Genomic DNA, 15529 nt, shown 5'->3' with positions numbered 1-15529 from the left:
AGAATCAAACCGCGGCAGCGCCCCCCACGATTTCCGAAATTTCCTTGGTGATGGCGGCCTGGCGCGTCTTGTTGTAGACCAGTTGCAGATCACCGATGACCTTCTTGGCGTTGTCCGACGCGGCCTTCATCGCCACCATCCGGGCCGACTGCTCGGAAGCCATGTTCTCCGCGACCGCCTGGTAGACCAGGCCTTCCACGTAGCGCATGAGCAATTCGTCGATGACGGTGCGGGCATCCGGCTCGTAGAGATAATCCCAGCCATGGGTCGACTGCACCTGGTTCTGGGAATCTTCGCTGGTCACGCTTTCGGTCTGGAAGGGATCCTGCAAGCCGCCCGGCAGGGGCAGCAGGCGGATGAAGCTGGGATCCTGCTTCATGGTGTTGACGAAGCGATTGGTGGCCAGGTAGACCGCATCGATCTTGCCGTTGATGAAATCGTCGAGCTGCACCTTGACCGCGCCGATCAGGCGTTCCAGGTTGGGCGTGTCGCCCAGCTGGACTTCCTGCGAGACCAGGTCGACGCCGATACGGCTGAGCGTGCCCAGCGCCTTGTTGCCCAGGGCGGTGACTTGCACCTTGGCGCCCTTTTCCTGGAACTCGCGAATGCGCGCCAGCACCAGCCGCATGACGTTGGTGTTCAGGCCGCCGCACAGGCCCTTGTCGGTGGAGACGACCACGATGCCCACGGCCCGCAGATTGCCGGGCTCGACCGTATAGGGATGATGGTAGTCGGGGTTGGCCTGCATCAGGTGAGTGGCGATCTCGCGGATCTTCGTGGCATAGGGACGGCCGGCGCGCATCCTGTCCTGCGCCTTGCGCATCTTGGACGCCGCCACCATCTCCATGGCTTTGGTGATCTTGCGCGTGTTCTGCACGCTCTTGATCTTGGTTCGGATTTCCTTGATTCCGGGCATCGAATGTTCCTGTCGGGACGTTGCTGCGGGCCAGGCAGGCCCGCTACGCGCTGGAGGGAGCGGCGCTAGCCGCCCCGCCCCCGCCTTCAAGCTTTAGAAAGCACCGTGCTTCTTGAATTCCTGCAAGGCGGAAACCAGTTCGGTCTCGTCGTCCTTGGACAGTTCCTTGGTGTCTTCGATGCGCTTGATCATGGCTTCGTTGTGCGCCTTGAGGTGATCCTTCAGCGCCTTTTCGAAGGCCAGCACTTGATCCACTGCCACGTCGTCGAGATAGCCGTTGTTGACCGTGAACAGCGTCACAGCCAGTTCCCAGACTTGCTGCGGCTGGTACTGGGGCTGCTTGAGCAGTTCGACCACGCGCTTGCCGCGTTCCAGCTGGCGGCGGGTGGCGTCGTCGAGGTCGGAGGCAAACTGGGCGAAAGCAGCCAGTTCGCGATACTGGGCCAAGTCGGTACGAATACCGCCGGACAGCTTCTTGATGACCTTGGTCTGGGCGGCGCCGCCCACGCGCGAAACCGAGATACCGGCGTTGATGGCCGGACGCACGCCCGCGTTGAACAGGTCGGTTTCGAGGAAGATCTGGCCGTCGGTGATCGAGATCACATTGGTCGGCACGAAGGCCGAGACGTCGCCCGCCTGGGTTTCGATGATCGGCAGCGCGGTCAGCGAGCCGGTCTTGCCCTTGACGGCGCCATTGGTGAACTTCTCGACGTAGTGCTCGTTGACGCGCGCGGCGCGTTCGAGCAGGCGCGAGTGCAGGTAGAACACGTCGCCGGGGTAGGCTTCGCGGCCGGGAGGACGGCGCAGCAGCAGCGACACTTGGCGATAGGCCCAGGCTTGCTTGGTCAGATCGTCATAGATGATGAGCGCGTCTTCGCCGCGGTCGCGGAAGTATTCGCCCATGGTGCAGCCGGCGTAGGCCGACAGATATTGCATGGCGGCCGACTCGGAAGCGGCGGCGGCCACGACGATGGTGTATTCCAGCGCGCCGTATTCTTCGAGCTTGCGCACCACGTTATTGATGGTGGACGCCTTCTGGCCGATGGCGACGTACACGCAGGTGACGCCCTTGCCCTTCTGGCTGATGATAGTGTCGACGGCCACGGCGGTCTTGCCGGTCTGGCGGTCGCCGATGATCAGCTCGCGCTGGCCACGGCCGATAGGTACCATGGAGTCGATGGCCTTGATACCGGTTTGCAGGGGCTGCGTAACCGATTGGCGCGCGATCACGCCGGGGGCGACCTTCTCGATGATGTCGGTAGCCTTGGCATTGATCGGGCCTTTGCCGTCGATCGGGTTGCCCAGCGCATCGACCACGCGGCCGCGCAGTTCGGGGCCGACCGGCACTTCGAGAATGCGCCCGGTGGTCTTGACGGAATCGCCTTCCGAGACGCCGGTGTAGTCGCCCAGAATCACGGCGCCGACCGAGTCGCGCTCGAGGTTCAGCGCCAGGCCGTAGACGTTGTTGGGAAATTCAAGCATTTCGCCCTGCATCACGTCGGACAAGCCGTGGACGCGGGTAATACCGTCGGTCACGGATACCACCGTGCCTTGCGTGCGTATGTCAGTGGACGCGCCCAGGCCTTCGATACGGCTCTTGAGCAGTTCGCTGATCTCTGACGGGTTAAGTTGCATGTTCAGACTCCTGGAATCCTGTTATGCGGCGCGCTTCAAGCGGCCAGCGTATCGCGCATGCGGGCCAACTGGGCCTGCACGGAGGTATCGAGCACCTGGTCGCCGACGACGACGCGCACACCGCCGATCAGGGATGCGTCCACGGTCACGACAGGTTTGAGTTTAAGGCCGAATTTCTTCTCGAGGCCGGCCACGATTTCGCGTGTCTGCGCGTCGTCCAGCGCAAATGCGCTGGTAATCTGCGCCACCGCGGTGCCGTCGTGCTGGTTCTTCAGCGCCTCGAAGTGCTCGGCAATCTGCGGCAGCAGCAGCAGGCGGCCGTTGGCCACGAGCAGCGCGATGAAATTGCGGGCATACGCGGACAGGGGCGTCTTGATGAGCGCTTCGAACAGCTCTACGCGCTGCGGGCCATCCAGGCGGGGATCCGTCATGGCCTCGCGCACGCTGTCCAGGCTCGCCACCTGGGCGAGTTCGGCCAGCAAGTCCGACCAGGACGCCAAGCCTTCATGCTCGTCGCGGGCAGCTTCGAACAGGGCGTCGGCGTAGGGCCTGGCGATAGTCGATAGTTCAGCCATGGCGCGCCCTGATCAGAGTTGTGCCTTGAGCTGGTCGAGCAGCTCGGCATGGACTTGCGGATTGACTTCGCGCTTCAGGATCTGCTCGGCGCCCTTGACGGCCAATGCGGCTACTTCGCCGCGCAGGCTGTCACGCGCACGCTGCACTTCCTGGGCGGCGTCTTGCTTGGCCTGGGCGATGATGCGGGCTTTTTCGGCCTCGCCTTCGCGCCGGGCTTGCTCGATCAGCACGGCGGCCTGCTTCTCGGCTTCCACCATGCGGGCATGGTTCTCGGACTTGGCCGATGCCTCGATCAGACTGATGCGCGCCTGGGCCTGGGCCAGATCGGCCTTGCCCTTTTCAGCCGCGGACAAGCCATCGGCAATCTTTTGGCGACGATCGTCCATAGCCTTCGTCAGGGGCGGCCAGATGAATTTCATCGTGAACCAGCCCAGAACGAAAAACACGAGCATCTGGAAAAATAGAGTCGCGTTTAAATTCACGGTCGTTTCCCTTAAATACTACGATTGTTCAACGTAAACACCAGCGCGAACCTGGTGCGCAGACCGTCGCATACTCATGCCTAGCCAAGTACAACAAACGGCGCTCGCCCGCAGCGCTTGCGGGCAATGACCCATTACCCGACGAACGGGTTGGAGAACGCAAACAACATAGCAATACCAACGCCGATCAGGAACGCCGCGTCGATCAGGCCGGCCAGCAGGAACATCTTGGTTTGCAGCACATTCATCAACTCGGGCTGGCGAGCGGAGGCTTCCAGATACTTGCCGCCCATCAGGCCGATACCGATACATGCGCCGATAGCACCCAGACCAATGATAAGACCGCAAGCCAGAGCAACGAAAGCAACGTTGGTCATAACAACTCCTTGGTTAAAAACCTGTAATCAAAAAGTCAAAGAAAAAAACTGCGTCCCGGAGGACGAAACCCGCTTCCTGCCGGCCACCATGGCCGGCAGGAAAACCATCAATGGCCTTCGTGGGCCTGGCCCACGTACACCAGAGTCAGCATCATGAAAATGAAAGCCTGCAACAGGATGATCAGGATGTGGAAGATCGCCCACACCGAACCGGCAATTACGTGCCCGATGCCCATGCCCAGGCTCATGCCGTTGAAACCGGTCCAGGCGCCGCCCAGCAGGGCAATCAGCATGAAAATGAGTTCGCCGGCGAACATGTTGCCGAACAGCCGCATGCCGAGCGAAAAGAATTTGGCCAGGTACTCGATAACGTTCAGCAGGAAGTTGAACGGAATCAGCACGATGCCGAGAATGCCATGCGCATGGAAGGGCGCAGTGAAGAGTTCTTTGACGAAGCCCACCGGATGCTTGATCTTGATGCCGTAGTAGAACATCAGTACCAGCACGCCCAGCGACATGCCCAGGGGCACGTTCAGGTCGGCGGTCGGCAGGATGCGGTGGTAATACAGCACATCGCCGTGATGCGCGCCCAGGCCGGTGCTGCGGAAAACCCAGCCCAGCAGATCGACCGGAACCAGGTCGAGCGTGTTCATGAGCGTGATCCAGAGGAAAACGGTCAGCGCCAGCGGCGACATGAAGCGGCGCGACACTGCGCTGGGAACGATGCTTTTCGCTTCTTCCTCGACCATGTTGGCGAGCATCTCGACGGCCACCTGGAAGCGCCCCGGCACGCCGGAAGTCGCGGCACGGGCGGCACGCCACAGGAAGTACACCACGATCAGGCCCATCAGGATAGACCAGAACAGCGAGTCGTAATTGACGACGCTGAAATCGGCGATGGCCTTCTGGTTGCCGCCGATATTGCTCAAGTGAACCAAGTGGTGCTGAATGTATTCGGACTGGGGCGAAATTTCACTGGCAGCCATCTGAACCCTTACCCTTCTGTTAGCCTGTTTTAGCTTGTATATAACCTGTGAGCGCAACGCTCGAAATCTTGTATCCCGACACTACAGCGGCCGGCGCCACACGAACAGCAGCACATAGCCCTTCAATACGCAGACCAGCCCCGCAAGCAGCGCCGGCCAGACCAGCCAGCCGCGACCCCATCGGGCCGCCAGGGCCAGCAACAGCAGGGTGGCACCCAGCTTGAACGCCTCGCCCAGGAAGAACGTAAGCGGGCTGGCATTGCCGGGCCCATACAGGCCCAAAAGCAAGCGCGCGGCGAACAAAGCGTTGGGAGCAAAATAAGCCCCCGCACCGATCAAGGCGGACCATCCCGCCGCCGGACCCGCCACCGCCCAGGACACCGCCACGGCAAGCAAACCCATGACAGCCTGGGCCAGTAAAGTCCGCACTACCCCGCGCCCGGCCCCGATCACCAGGGCGGTGCGTTCGACTTCAGTTAGCTCGGATTTGGCCTCTGCTTCGGCTACCGGAAGCGACTGCGCCCCTTCTAGCCCGAAAGCCGGATTCAAACCCGCGCTTTCACTATGACTGGATGTGCCTGGCCCCGATTCCGTATCTGATCCCGCTATGGCTCGCGCCCTCGCAATTCCCTCGAGTCCGCCTATCGGCGGCCCCCTATTTTCCCTTGCCGGGCGCTACGCTATTCGCCGTTCACACCCGCCGCAGCCCCGGCCGACCGGCCCGCCGCTTGCGGGTGAGCCCGCCAATGTACTTCTCGCGCTGATACTGCACCGCTACGTAATTTTGCTGCTGTGCTGCTTGCTGTGTTGCTGCTGTGTTTTTACTGCCGAACTTCGCTGCTTGGGTACTTCTGCGTTACTTTTCTGTGTTACTGCCGTGTACTTCTAAGTTACATCTGCCGCCGCCCTTTTCCCACGGGCAGCCATGCACTTCTGGATGCCAGGCCGCGTCTGTTAAAACCCACCGCCCATATCCATCGCGTCAAACTATAAGAGTATAGCGTGGTTTTGAAACGCTAAGCAACTTGTCAGCCGGCAATGGTCGTGAGGCCGCCGGGCGGATTGGCGCATAAACAACGGCGTATCCGTCACCGTTAATGCCACGGCTACGGATATGGCTGTGGCTACGGCCACCGCAGCAGTCACAGCCACCGCCGCGAGCCGCGAGCTATGAGCTACGAGCTACGAGCCGCGCGACCGGGGCCGCAATTGCGCCGCCACACACGCGGCGCGCGATACGGCGACGCATGCGCGGCGGGCAGCGGCATCGCGAATCAACGATGCTTGAAGTCCGGCTTTCTCTTTTCGACGAAGGCCGACATGCCTTCTTTCTGGTCTTCGGTGGCGAACAGCGCGTGGAAATTGCGCCGCTCGAACAGCAGGCCGTCATTCAGCCCCGACTCGTAGGCGCGGTTCACGCATTCCTTGGCCATCATCACGGACGGCAGCGACATGGCCGCGATGATCGTCGCCGCCTCGATGGCTTCGTCGAGCACGCGATCGACCGGCACCACGCGCGACACCAGCCCGCTGCGCTCGGCCTCGGCCGCGTCCATCATGCGGCCGGTCAGCACCAGGTCCATGGCCTTGGCCTTGCCCACCGCGCGCGGCAGGCGCTGCGTGCCGCCGTAGCCGGGGATTACGCCCAGCTTGATTTCCGGCTGGCCGAAGCGCGCATTCTCTGCGGCGATGATGAAGTCGCAAAGCATGGCCAGCTCGCAGCCGCCGCCCAGCGCGTAGCCGGCGACCGCGGCGATGATGGGCTTGCGTATGCGCTTGAGCGCTTCCCAGTTGTGGCCCAGGTAGTCCTGCGAATACACGTCCTGGAAAGTCCAGCCTTTCATGGCGGCAATGTCGGCGCCCGCGGCGAATGCCTTTTCGTTGCCGGTAAGCACCATGGCGCCTATGCCCTCGTCGGCATCGAAGGCCTGCATGGCCGCGGCCAGCTCGTCGATGACCTCGTTGCTCAGCGCATTCAGGACCTTGGGGCGGTCCAGGGTCAGCAGGCCTACTCGGCCGCGCGTCTCGATTTTTACCAGTGGTGCGTTCATGTCGTCTCCTGCACGGGTAAGGGTAAGATATTGCGATGAAAAAAGAATCGATACTTTACAGCCTCGGCCTGCACGATCCGGCGGGGCATCGCTATGCCGTACGGCTGGAAATCCTGCATCCCGATCCCAGGGGGCAAACGCTGAGCCTGCCCGCCTGGATCCCTGGCAGCTATCTTATTCGAGATTTCTCGCGCCAGGTCGAAACGCTGCGGGCCACTCGAGGCCGGGCCACGCGAAGCCAGGCCGCGAACGGCCGGGCCGAAAACGGCGAGACGACGCGTGGTCGCGGCCGCTCGCTGGCGGTGCGCAAGACCGGCAACAATAGCTGGCGCTGCGAGCCCTGCCGCGGGCCGCTGGTCATCGAATACACCGTCTATGCCTGGGACTTGTCCGTGCGCGGCGCGCACTTCGACCAGTCGCATGCCTTCTTCAACGGCGCCAGCCTGTTCCTCGCCGTCGAGGGCCAGACCGACCAGCCCTGCCTGTTGCACATCGAGCCCGCCACACACCGCCGCGACTGGAAGGTCTATACCAGCCTGCCCGCGGCCGACGGCCATCCGCAGGCCGCCAGGCGCCATGGCTTCGGCATGTATCGGGCACCCGACTACGACGCGCTCATAGACTACCCGGTCGAGATCGGCACGCCGCAAGTGACGCGCTTTCGCACACATGGCGCCGAACACGAACTGGTGTTCACCGGCGCGGCGCCGAATCTCGATCTTGCACGCATCGCGCGCGATGCGCAGAAGATCTGCGCCGAACAGATCGCCTTGTTCGAACCGTCCAGCAAGCGCGCCCCGTTCCTCGACTCGACGGACCGCTACGTATTCATGACGACGGTCACCGCCGACGGCTACGGCGGCCTGGAACACCGCGCCTCGACCGCCCTCATGGCCGCGCGGCGCGACCTGCCCACCATAGGCAGCGAACCCGGCGAAAGCTACCAGACCTTCCTCGGCCTGCTCAGCCACGAATATTTCCATACCTGGAACGTCAAGCGCATCAAGCCGGCCGCCTTCGCGCCCTACGACCTGAACCGCGAGAACCACACGCGCCTGTTGTGGGTGTTCGAAGGCTTCACGTCCTACTATGACGACCTGATGCTGCTGCGCGCAGGAGTCATAGGCCGCAAAGATTACCTGCGCATGCTGGCCAAGACCATCAGCACCGTGCACCGCGGCAGCGGCCGCCACAAGCAGTCGGTGGCGGAAAGCTCGTACGACGCCTGGACGCGCTACTACAAGCAGGACGAGAACTCGCCCAACGCGCTGGTCAGCTATTACACCAAGGGTTCGCTGGTAGCGCTGGGCCTGGATTTGCTGATCCGCCGCGAAACCGGCGGCGCGCATACGCTGGACGACGTCATGCGCCTGCTATGGGAACGCTATGGCCGCGACTTCTACCGCGGCGGCGCGGGCCGCGGCGTGCCCGAAAACGGCATGGCCAGGCTGGTGCGCGAAGCCACCGGCGTGAATATCGCCCCCTTCATCGAACGCTACGTGGATGGCCGCCAGGACGTGCCGCTGGAACCGTTGCTGGCGCAGCAGGGCATCGCCATGTCCTGGAAAGCGGCGTCGGAAACGCCGGCGCTGGATATCCGCAGCCGTGCGCAGAACGGCCAGACGCAAATCGCCACGGTTGACGAGAACGGGGCCGCCCACGCCGCTGGGCTGTCCGCCGGCGACGTGCTGGTGGCAATCGGCGGCCTGCGCGTCGGAGAACCAGCCACACTCGACGCGCTGCTGCGCGCCTATCGGCCGGGCGACACCGTGCAAGTGCATGCCTTCCGCGGCGACGAATTGCGCGCCTTCCCGCTTATCCTGCGGGCGCCCGCGCCTACGGAATGCGCACTGGAATTCGCCGACCGCGGGGCTGCCGCGCAAGCCGCAGCCTGACCAGCCCAGACCCAGGCGTAGCCAAAGATCAATAATGCCAGCCACCCGCCGCGGCGGGCATGCCGGTGCCGCCACGCGCGGCATCGCCGCCCTCTATGCGCGCCTGTATCGCCTTGGCCGCCGTCACGCCGTCGGCCAGGGCCGTGACCACGCAAGGATGCTGGCGCTGCGCCACCTCGCCTATGGCATACACACCATCGCAACTGGTCTGCGCGGTGGCGGCGTCGGTGGCGATGAAGCCCACGGGCGTGTGCCGCAGATCCAGTCCGTCGGTGAAATCCACGCAAGGCTCCCAGCCGTAGAACACCAGCAGCATGTCATATGCCCGGCCGTCGACCGATAGCAATGCCGGATCCACCTGGTAGGGGCCCACGGCCACTTGCTGCGGCGCCAGGCGGCGCACGAATTGCTGCTGGGCGCGCACATGGCGGGCATACACCCGCACGCTCGCCGCCCCGCGGCCCGCCACGTACAGCGCGTTTTCGAAGGCATTGTCGCCGCCGCCCAGCACGGCCACGTGCAGGCCACGGAAGTCCTGGGCCACGATGAGCTCGCCCGGCCCCACCAGGATGCGGCCGGCAGGGGCCGCTACGGCGCCCGGCAGGCCGCGCGCCCGCACGCCCGAGGCCAGCACCACGTGACGGCAGGACAGCTTCGAGCCATCGTCGCACGCCACCGTAAAACCGGCGCTTTCCCGCCCGCTGGCCTGCCCGCCTTCCCGCTGTATGCGCCGCACGCGGCAGGACAGCCGCAGCGGCACCGCGGCCAGTTCCAGGCTGCGCGCCAGGTTGTCGGCCACCTGGTCCCCGCTCACCCCCGGCAGGCTGGCATTCCAGTCTTCCGGGAAAGGGTTGCGGCGGCAAAGGCCGCCGACGCTGCCGGCGGCGTCCAGCAATACGGGCGCCAGCCCCAGGCGCGCCAGCCACACGGCGCACGAGGCCCCCGCGGGGCCCGCCCCGACGATGGCCGCATCGTATACCCTGTTCTGCTCTTGCATGGCGCCTTATCGCTTCCGGATTCAATCAGGGGAATTGTAGCCAGCCTTGCGGCGAGCACTACAATCCGTACATCAGAACAAGGGGACCTCCATGCCCACCCGCCGCATTTTCTTCAACCGGCTCGCCCTGGATTCGCGCATCGGCATCCTCGAGCACGAACTTCGGGCCACCCAGCCGCTGCATGTGGATGCCGAGTTCGACGTCGACGTCACACAGCAGGTGCACGACCAGCGCATCAGCACCGTGCTCGACTATCGCCTGCTGCGCAACGCCATCGTCGAAGAATGCACGCAAAGGCACGTGAACCTGCTCGAAACCCTGATCGAACAGGTGGCGGAACGGCTGATGCGCGAATTCCCCGATGTGCGCCGGGTTAGAATCCGCATCAGCAAACCTCTGGCCTTTTCCGACTGCGAAGCCGTAGGCATCGAAATCGAACGCAGCCGTTGATCATCATGCAAGCATCGAGCCCCATCCCCGCCGAACCCGGCCCCGACGAACTGCGGCGCCGCGCCCACAAGCAGCGCGTCGACGCCAACAAGCTGTCCAAGCGCCTGATGCGCGAGACCAGCCGCGCCATCAACGATTTCAACATGATCGAAGACGGCGACAAGGTCATGGTGTGCCTGTCGGGCGGCAAAGACTCGTACAGCCTGCTCGACATACTGCTGACGCTGAAGAGCCGCGCGCCCATCAGGTTCGATATCATCGCCGTCAATCTGGACCAGAAGCAGCCCGGCTTTCCCGAGCACGTGCTGCCCGACTACCTCACCGCGCTGGGCGTGCCCTTCCACATCGAGACGCAGGACACCTACTCGGTGGTGACGCGCGTCATCCCGGAAGGCAAGACCATGTGCTCGCTGTGCTCGCGGCTGCGCCGCGGCATCCTGTACCGCGTCGCATCCGAACTGGGCGCCACCAAGATCGCGCTCGGCCATCATCGCGACGACATCCTGGGCACCTTCTTCCTGAACCTGTTCTATGGCGGGCGCATGAAGGCCATGCCGCCCAAGCTCGTGTCCGACGACGGCAAGCACGTCGTCATCCGGCCGCTGGCCTACATACCCGAACAAGACCTGATCGCCTACGCGCAGCTCAAGCAGTTCCCCATCATCCCCTGCAATCTTTGCGGCTCTCAGGAAAACCTCAAGCGCAAGGAAGTCAGCCGCATGGTGGCGGAATGGGACCGCAAATTCCCGGGCCGATCCTGGAACGTGTTCGGCGCCCTGTCGCGCGTGGTGCCCACCCACCTGATGGACCGGCAATTGTTCGACTTTGCCGGCCTGCAGGTCTCCGGGGTCGCCGATGCGAACGGCGATACCGCCTTCGACCAGGAAGCCTTCCCCGACCTGCCGCCGGACTGGCAGGCGCGGCAGCCCGATGACGCGGAAGCGGATACCGGCGCCGCCGTGCTTTCGGGCGGCACAGCGCAAAACACCGAAAGCACGCAAAATGCCGACAGCAGCGCACGGCCGCCGCGCGTCGTGATGATGACCGACTTGCGCTGAACGCAGCGCGGGCCGCGGCAGCCACCACCAGCCCACGGCAGCTCGCGCCTGCGGCCCCGAGCCGGCACGGCCGGCCTCGCGCATCCGCCACGCCCTCCCGCGCCTGACAGCGCGGGGCTCAGGTGTTACCCTGTAACTGAAGTCCAAAGCCCCGAAGCCGCAAGGCGGGGGCTCGCGGCCCACGCGCCGCCGCGCAACAGCCTCGTTGCCGATTCCGGCTGCCGCACTGGCTCGGCAGCCCAGCCATCCAGGGGCGGCGCAATCACATCCCATCGCCCTTATCCATAGCATCCAGCAGGAGGTGAATTAGTGATCGTAGACATGACTCAAAACCATGACACGAGCACCCCATCCACGCCGCTACGGCACAGAACAATAGCAATAATCCTGGCGCTGCTGGCCGCCCTGGCATGGGCGGCGCCCTCGGCGCGCGCGAGTCCCGCGGGATATACCGCCTCGCAGGCGGCTGCCGCGCAGGCCACGGCGGCGCCCCCTGCGCAAAACGTGGCCCCATCCTACGCAGCGCTGGCCGATCTGCTGGAAAACAGCCGGACCCGCGAACAAATCATCGAACAATTGCGCGCCCTGGCTGGCGGGCAAGAGCAGGCCGCGGCCAACCAGGCCTCCGGCCAGGGCACGAATGGGACGCCGGCCCAGGCGGCAAATCGAGCCGCGAGCTCCGGACAAGCACCAGGCCAGGCCCCAAAGCAAGGCCCGGCCACTCCCAAAGACGCACAGGCCGCGCAAGCACAACAAGGTAGCTCCGGGGCCGGGCCGCGCACGGACTCCGTCGCGCAAAAACTGGCCACGGGCATCGAACGTTTCACGGACGAGCTGGCCGCCAATCTCGCCGGGACCGCCGCCGCGGCCGGCGCGCTGCTAAGCGGCCACGCCAGGCTGAGCAGCCTGAACAAGTGGTTGCCGGCCCTGGATGTGCTGGCCGCGGCCATCCTCGCCACCCTGGTCGCCTACCTGATCCTGCGCATCGTGGCGGCGCGCGGCTTCGCACGCCTGGACGCCTGGATACTCAGCGCCGAAAAACCCGTCGCGCAAGCCTCGCCGGCCGCCGCTGCAGAGGCCGGCATCGCGACGGCCCCCGGCATATCCACCACGCCCCCTGCGGCAGCCGCCGCACAGGCCACGCAACAAGCAGGCCCCTCTTCCGCAACCGGCGGCCTCGGAAGCCCGCCCGCGTCCAGGCGCGCTCACGGCCGCTTGCGGCGCTTCACCACGCTCGCCCCAGGCCGCAAGCTGCTGGGCGTGCTTGCGGCGCTCGTGATCGACCTGGCCGCCACGCTGCTGGCAGCCCTTGCCGCCTATGTCGCGGTACTGGCTCTGGCTGGCTCCGTTCCCGGAAAATCGCTGTTTGCGGTGCAGTTCCTCACGGCCTTCGTGCTCGTGGAAAGCGTCAAGGCGCTGTCGCGCGGCGTCTTTGCCACGCGATATCCCAAGCTGCGCCTGCTGCCGCTGTCTTCGCCCACGGCGGGCTACTGGAACCGCTGGCTGGCGGTATTGATCTCGCTGACCGGCTATGGCCTGCTGCTGGTGGTGCCGGTGGCCGACGCCCTGTTCCCGAGCGCGGTGGGCCGCCTGCTGGGCCTGATCATCATGCTGTTCGTCTACGTGCACGCCATGCGCGTCATCTGGAAGAACCGCCACGCGGTCCGGGCCGGCCTGATGCATCAGGCGGAACAATCCAGTGCCGCGGTATTCGGCACCCTGACACGCGTACTGGCCCGCACCTGGCACTACATCGCGCTGGCGTACTTCACCACCTTGTTCGTCGTCAGCCAGATCCACCAGCAAGAGGCGCTGGCCTTCATGGCGCGGGCCACCGTGCAATCGCTGGCGGCCATACTGCTGGGCCTGCTGGCCTCGGTCATCCTGTCCTCGCTGCTGGCGCGCCGCATCCGCCTGCCGGACGACTGGCGCCGCGCCCTGCCGCTGCTGGAAGACCGGCTCAACGCCTACGTGCCCGCGCTGCTCAAGAGCCTGAGGCTGCTGATCCTGCTGGTGTCGACGCTGGTGGTGCTGGACGCCTGGCACGCATTCAACCTGGTGGCCTGGATCGAGTCGGAGCCGGGACGCGCGGCCATCGCCATGCTGCTGCACGTGGGCATCATCCTGGTGCTGGCCGCGCTGGCATGGACCATACTCGCCAGCATCATCGAGCATCGGCTGGGCGCATCGGGCGGCCGCCGTCCGAGCGAGCGCGAGAAGACCCTGTTGATGCTGTTTCGCAATGCCGCCGCCGTGGTCATCGCCACCATGACGCTGCTGATCGTGCTGTCGCAGATCGGCATCAACATAGGGCCGCTGATCGCCGGCGCCGGCGTAGCCGGGCTGGCCATAGGATTCGGCGCGCAGAAACTGGTGCAGGACGTCATCACCGGCGTGTTCATCCAACTGGAAAACGGCATGAACCAGAACGACGTGGTCGAGCTGTGCGGCCTGTTCGGCACCGTGGAGAAGATCACGATTCGTTCAGTGGTCATACGCACGCTCGACGGCGGCTACCACCTGATTCCGTTCTCGACCATAGACCGCCTCACCAACCACACGCGCGACTACGGCTATCACTACGGCGAATACAACATCGCGCACCGCGAAAGCGTGGACGAGGCCATCAAGCAACTGGAAAATGCCTTTCGCGACCTGATGCGCGACCCGGTGCTGGCGCCCGAAATCCTGGGAGACATCGACATCCCCGGGGTCACTGCGCTGAACGAGAAGGGCTTCACCATCCGCGTGCTGATCAAGACCACGCCGGGCAACCAATGGGCCGTGCAACGCGGCTTCAACCGCCTGGTCAAGCAATACTTCGACGCGGCCGGCATCGAGATGCCCTATCCGCAGACCGTGGTGCATTTCGGCCGCGACAAGAGCGGCTATGCCTCGCCGGCCGACATACGGGTCGTGGACTCGCTGCGTGAAATCGCCGGCGGCGCCGCGCCTGCCCCGGGGCAGACGCCGGCCTCATAGCATGAAGGCCGGGGCGCTGCGGGATGCGGCAGGCAGTTCGCTGCACCGCAGCCGGCGCCGGCATCCAAGCCCGGCCGCGACGGTGCCGGCGCGGGCGTTGTCAGTCGCCCGGGGCCTGCATGCCTTCCCAATGCGGGCCTGGGACGGCGATATCGAACAGCTCCAGCACCCTGGCGACGGTGTGGTCGACCATTTCTTCCAGCGTCTTGGGATGATGGTAGAAGGCGGGCAGCGGCGGGAATATGACGCCGCCCATTTCCGTGACCGCCGTCATATTGCGCAAGTGCGCCAGGTTCAGGGGCGTCTCGCGCACCATCAACACCAGGCGGCGGCGCTCTTTCAAGGTGACATCGGCGGCGCGCGTCACCAGGTTGTCGGACAGGCCGTGGGCCACCGCGGCCAGCGTGCGCATCGAGCAGGGCACGACGACCATGCCGGCCGTGGCAAAGCCGCCGCTGGCCAGCGCCGAACCCACGTCTCGGAAACTGTAGACGTGATCGGCCAGGGCGTGCAGGTCATTGCGCCCCAGCCCCAATTCGTACTTGATGTTCAGGACGCCCGCGGGGGAAATCACAAGGTGCGACTCCACCTCGGGCAACGCACGCAAGGCATGCAGCATGCGCAAGGCATAGATGGCCCCGGTGGCGCCGGTGACGCCGATCACCAGGCGGCGGCGCGCCGTCATGAGCAAGCACCGCCCGCCGGGCTACAGGCGGCCCAGGCCTCAGGCAACGGCGCCGACCTCTTTGAGCGACGTGGCCAGCTCGCCGCTTTCGCTCATTTCAGCCAGGATGTCGGAACCGCCGATGAACTGGCCGCCCACATATAGCTGGGGAATCGTCGGCCAGTTGGAATATTCCTTGATGCCCTGGCGCACCTCGTCGTCTTCCAGCACATTGACGGTTACCAGCTTGGTCACGCCGGCGGCCTTCAGGATCTGGATTGCACGGCCCGAAAAGCCGCACTGCGGGAACTGCGCCGTTCCCTTCATGAAAAGCACGACCGGATTCTCGGTCACGGTCTTGCGGATGAATTCTTGCACGTCGCTCATATTGGTCTCGCTTGCTGGTAAGTGCCGGTGCGGGAACTCGGGAATTCGCACCATGCATTCCGGGGAAAACGC

15 protein-coding genes are annotated in these 15529 nt (G+C 64.7%); 4 read left to right on the top strand and 11 right to left on the bottom strand.

The window, feature by feature from the left end; all coding sequences use genetic code 11:
• Window positions 1–4 precede the first annotated feature (4 nt).
• From atpG to KVP10_RS12195, 8 genes are all read right to left on the bottom strand, one after another.
• Window positions 5–916 (bottom strand): F0F1 ATP synthase subunit gamma, encoded by a 912-nt coding sequence (gene atpG / locus KVP10_RS12230; protein ID WP_217964867.1) that lies wholly within the window; start codon window positions 914–916, stop codon window positions 5–7.
• A 93-nt stretch (window positions 917–1009) separates the two neighbouring features.
• A complete protein-coding gene (gene atpA, locus KVP10_RS12225; RefSeq protein WP_217964866.1) occupies window positions 1010–2551 on the bottom strand; it encodes a F0F1 ATP synthase subunit alpha in 1542 nt (513 codons plus the stop codon).
• A 35-nt stretch (window positions 2552–2586) separates the two neighbouring features.
• Window positions 2587–3126 (bottom strand): F0F1 ATP synthase subunit delta, encoded by a 540-nt coding sequence (locus tag KVP10_RS12220; RefSeq protein WP_217964865.1) that lies wholly within the window; start codon window positions 3124–3126, stop codon window positions 2587–2589.
• A 12-nt stretch (window positions 3127–3138) separates the two neighbouring features.
• Window positions 3139–3609, bottom strand: a complete 471-nt coding sequence (locus KVP10_RS12215) for a F0F1 ATP synthase subunit B (RefSeq protein WP_217964864.1) — start codon at window positions 3607–3609, stop codon at window positions 3139–3141.
• 134 nt (window positions 3610–3743) lie between these two features.
• Window positions 3744–3986 carry a F0F1 ATP synthase subunit C gene (gene atpE, locus KVP10_RS12210; protein ID WP_088603884.1) on the bottom strand — a complete coding sequence of 81 codons (243 nt, stop codon included), beginning with the start codon at window positions 3984–3986 and terminating at the stop codon, window positions 3744–3746.
• A 107-nt stretch (window positions 3987–4093) separates the two neighbouring features.
• Window positions 4094–4972 carry a F0F1 ATP synthase subunit A gene (gene atpB, locus KVP10_RS12205; protein ID WP_217964863.1) on the bottom strand — a complete coding sequence of 293 codons (879 nt, stop codon included), beginning with the start codon at window positions 4970–4972 and terminating at the stop codon, window positions 4094–4096.
• Window positions 4973–5053: 81 nt separating this feature from the next.
• On the bottom strand, window positions 5054–5428 hold the full coding sequence (locus KVP10_RS12200; protein ID WP_376810965.1) for an ATP synthase subunit I: 375 nt from the start codon (window positions 5426–5428) through the stop codon (window positions 5054–5056).
• Window positions 5429–6246: 818 nt separating this feature from the next.
• Window positions 6247–7023 (bottom strand): enoyl-CoA hydratase, encoded by a 777-nt coding sequence (locus KVP10_RS12195; protein WP_217964862.1) that lies wholly within the window; start codon window positions 7021–7023, stop codon window positions 6247–6249.
• Window positions 7024–7052: 29 nt separating this feature from the next.
• On the opposite strand from KVP10_RS12195, the gene KVP10_RS12190 reads away from it, so the two are divergent.
• Entirely contained in the window at window positions 7053–8918 is a 1866-nt protein-coding gene (locus KVP10_RS12190) for a M61 family metallopeptidase (protein WP_376810966.1), read from the top strand.
• Window positions 8919–8946: 28 nt separating this feature from the next.
• Here KVP10_RS12190 and KVP10_RS12185 read toward each other — a convergent pair whose 3' ends face one another.
• Window positions 8947–9915 (bottom strand): NAD(P)/FAD-dependent oxidoreductase, encoded by a 969-nt coding sequence (locus KVP10_RS12185; RefSeq protein ID WP_217964860.1) that lies wholly within the window; start codon window positions 9913–9915, stop codon window positions 8947–8949.
• A 91-nt stretch (window positions 9916–10006) separates the two neighbouring features.
• Between KVP10_RS12185 and folB the strand changes: the two genes are divergently transcribed.
• The 3 genes from folB to KVP10_RS12170 all read left to right on the top strand — a co-directional run bounded on the left by folB (window position 10007) and on the right by KVP10_RS12170 (window position 14406).
• A complete protein-coding gene (folB, locus tag KVP10_RS12180) occupies window positions 10007–10366 on the top strand; it encodes a dihydroneopterin aldolase (protein WP_217964859.1) in 360 nt (119 codons plus the stop codon).
• A gap of 5 nt (window positions 10367–10371) precedes the next feature.
• Window positions 10372–11424 carry a tRNA 2-thiocytidine(32) synthetase TtcA gene (gene ttcA / locus KVP10_RS12175; protein ID WP_217964858.1) on the top strand — a complete coding sequence of 351 codons (1053 nt, stop codon included), beginning with the start codon at window positions 10372–10374 and terminating at the stop codon, window positions 11422–11424.
• A 321-nt stretch (window positions 11425–11745) separates the two neighbouring features.
• Complete coding sequence (locus KVP10_RS12170) at window positions 11746–14406, top strand: mechanosensitive ion channel domain-containing protein (protein ID WP_217964857.1); 2661 nt, start codon at window positions 11746–11748, stop codon at window positions 14404–14406.
• A 100-nt stretch (window positions 14407–14506) separates the two neighbouring features.
• On the opposite strand, the gene KVP10_RS12165 is transcribed toward KVP10_RS12170, so the two are convergent.
• A complete protein-coding gene (locus tag KVP10_RS12165; protein ID WP_217964856.1) occupies window positions 14507–15091 on the bottom strand; it encodes a UbiX family flavin prenyltransferase in 585 nt (194 codons plus the stop codon).
• Window positions 15092–15130: 39 nt separating this feature from the next.
• Window positions 15131–15457, bottom strand: coding sequence for a Grx4 family monothiol glutaredoxin (gene grxD, locus KVP10_RS12160; protein ID WP_217964855.1), 327 nt, complete (start codon window positions 15455–15457; stop codon window positions 15131–15133).
• Between the last annotated feature and the right edge of the window lie 72 nt (window positions 15458–15529).

Source organism: Candidimonas humi (assembly GCF_019166065.1).
Taxonomy (GTDB): domain Bacteria; phylum Pseudomonadota; class Gammaproteobacteria; order Burkholderiales; family Burkholderiaceae_B; genus Candidimonas; species Candidimonas humi.
This window is presented reverse-complemented; position numbering and strand designations above follow the sequence as displayed.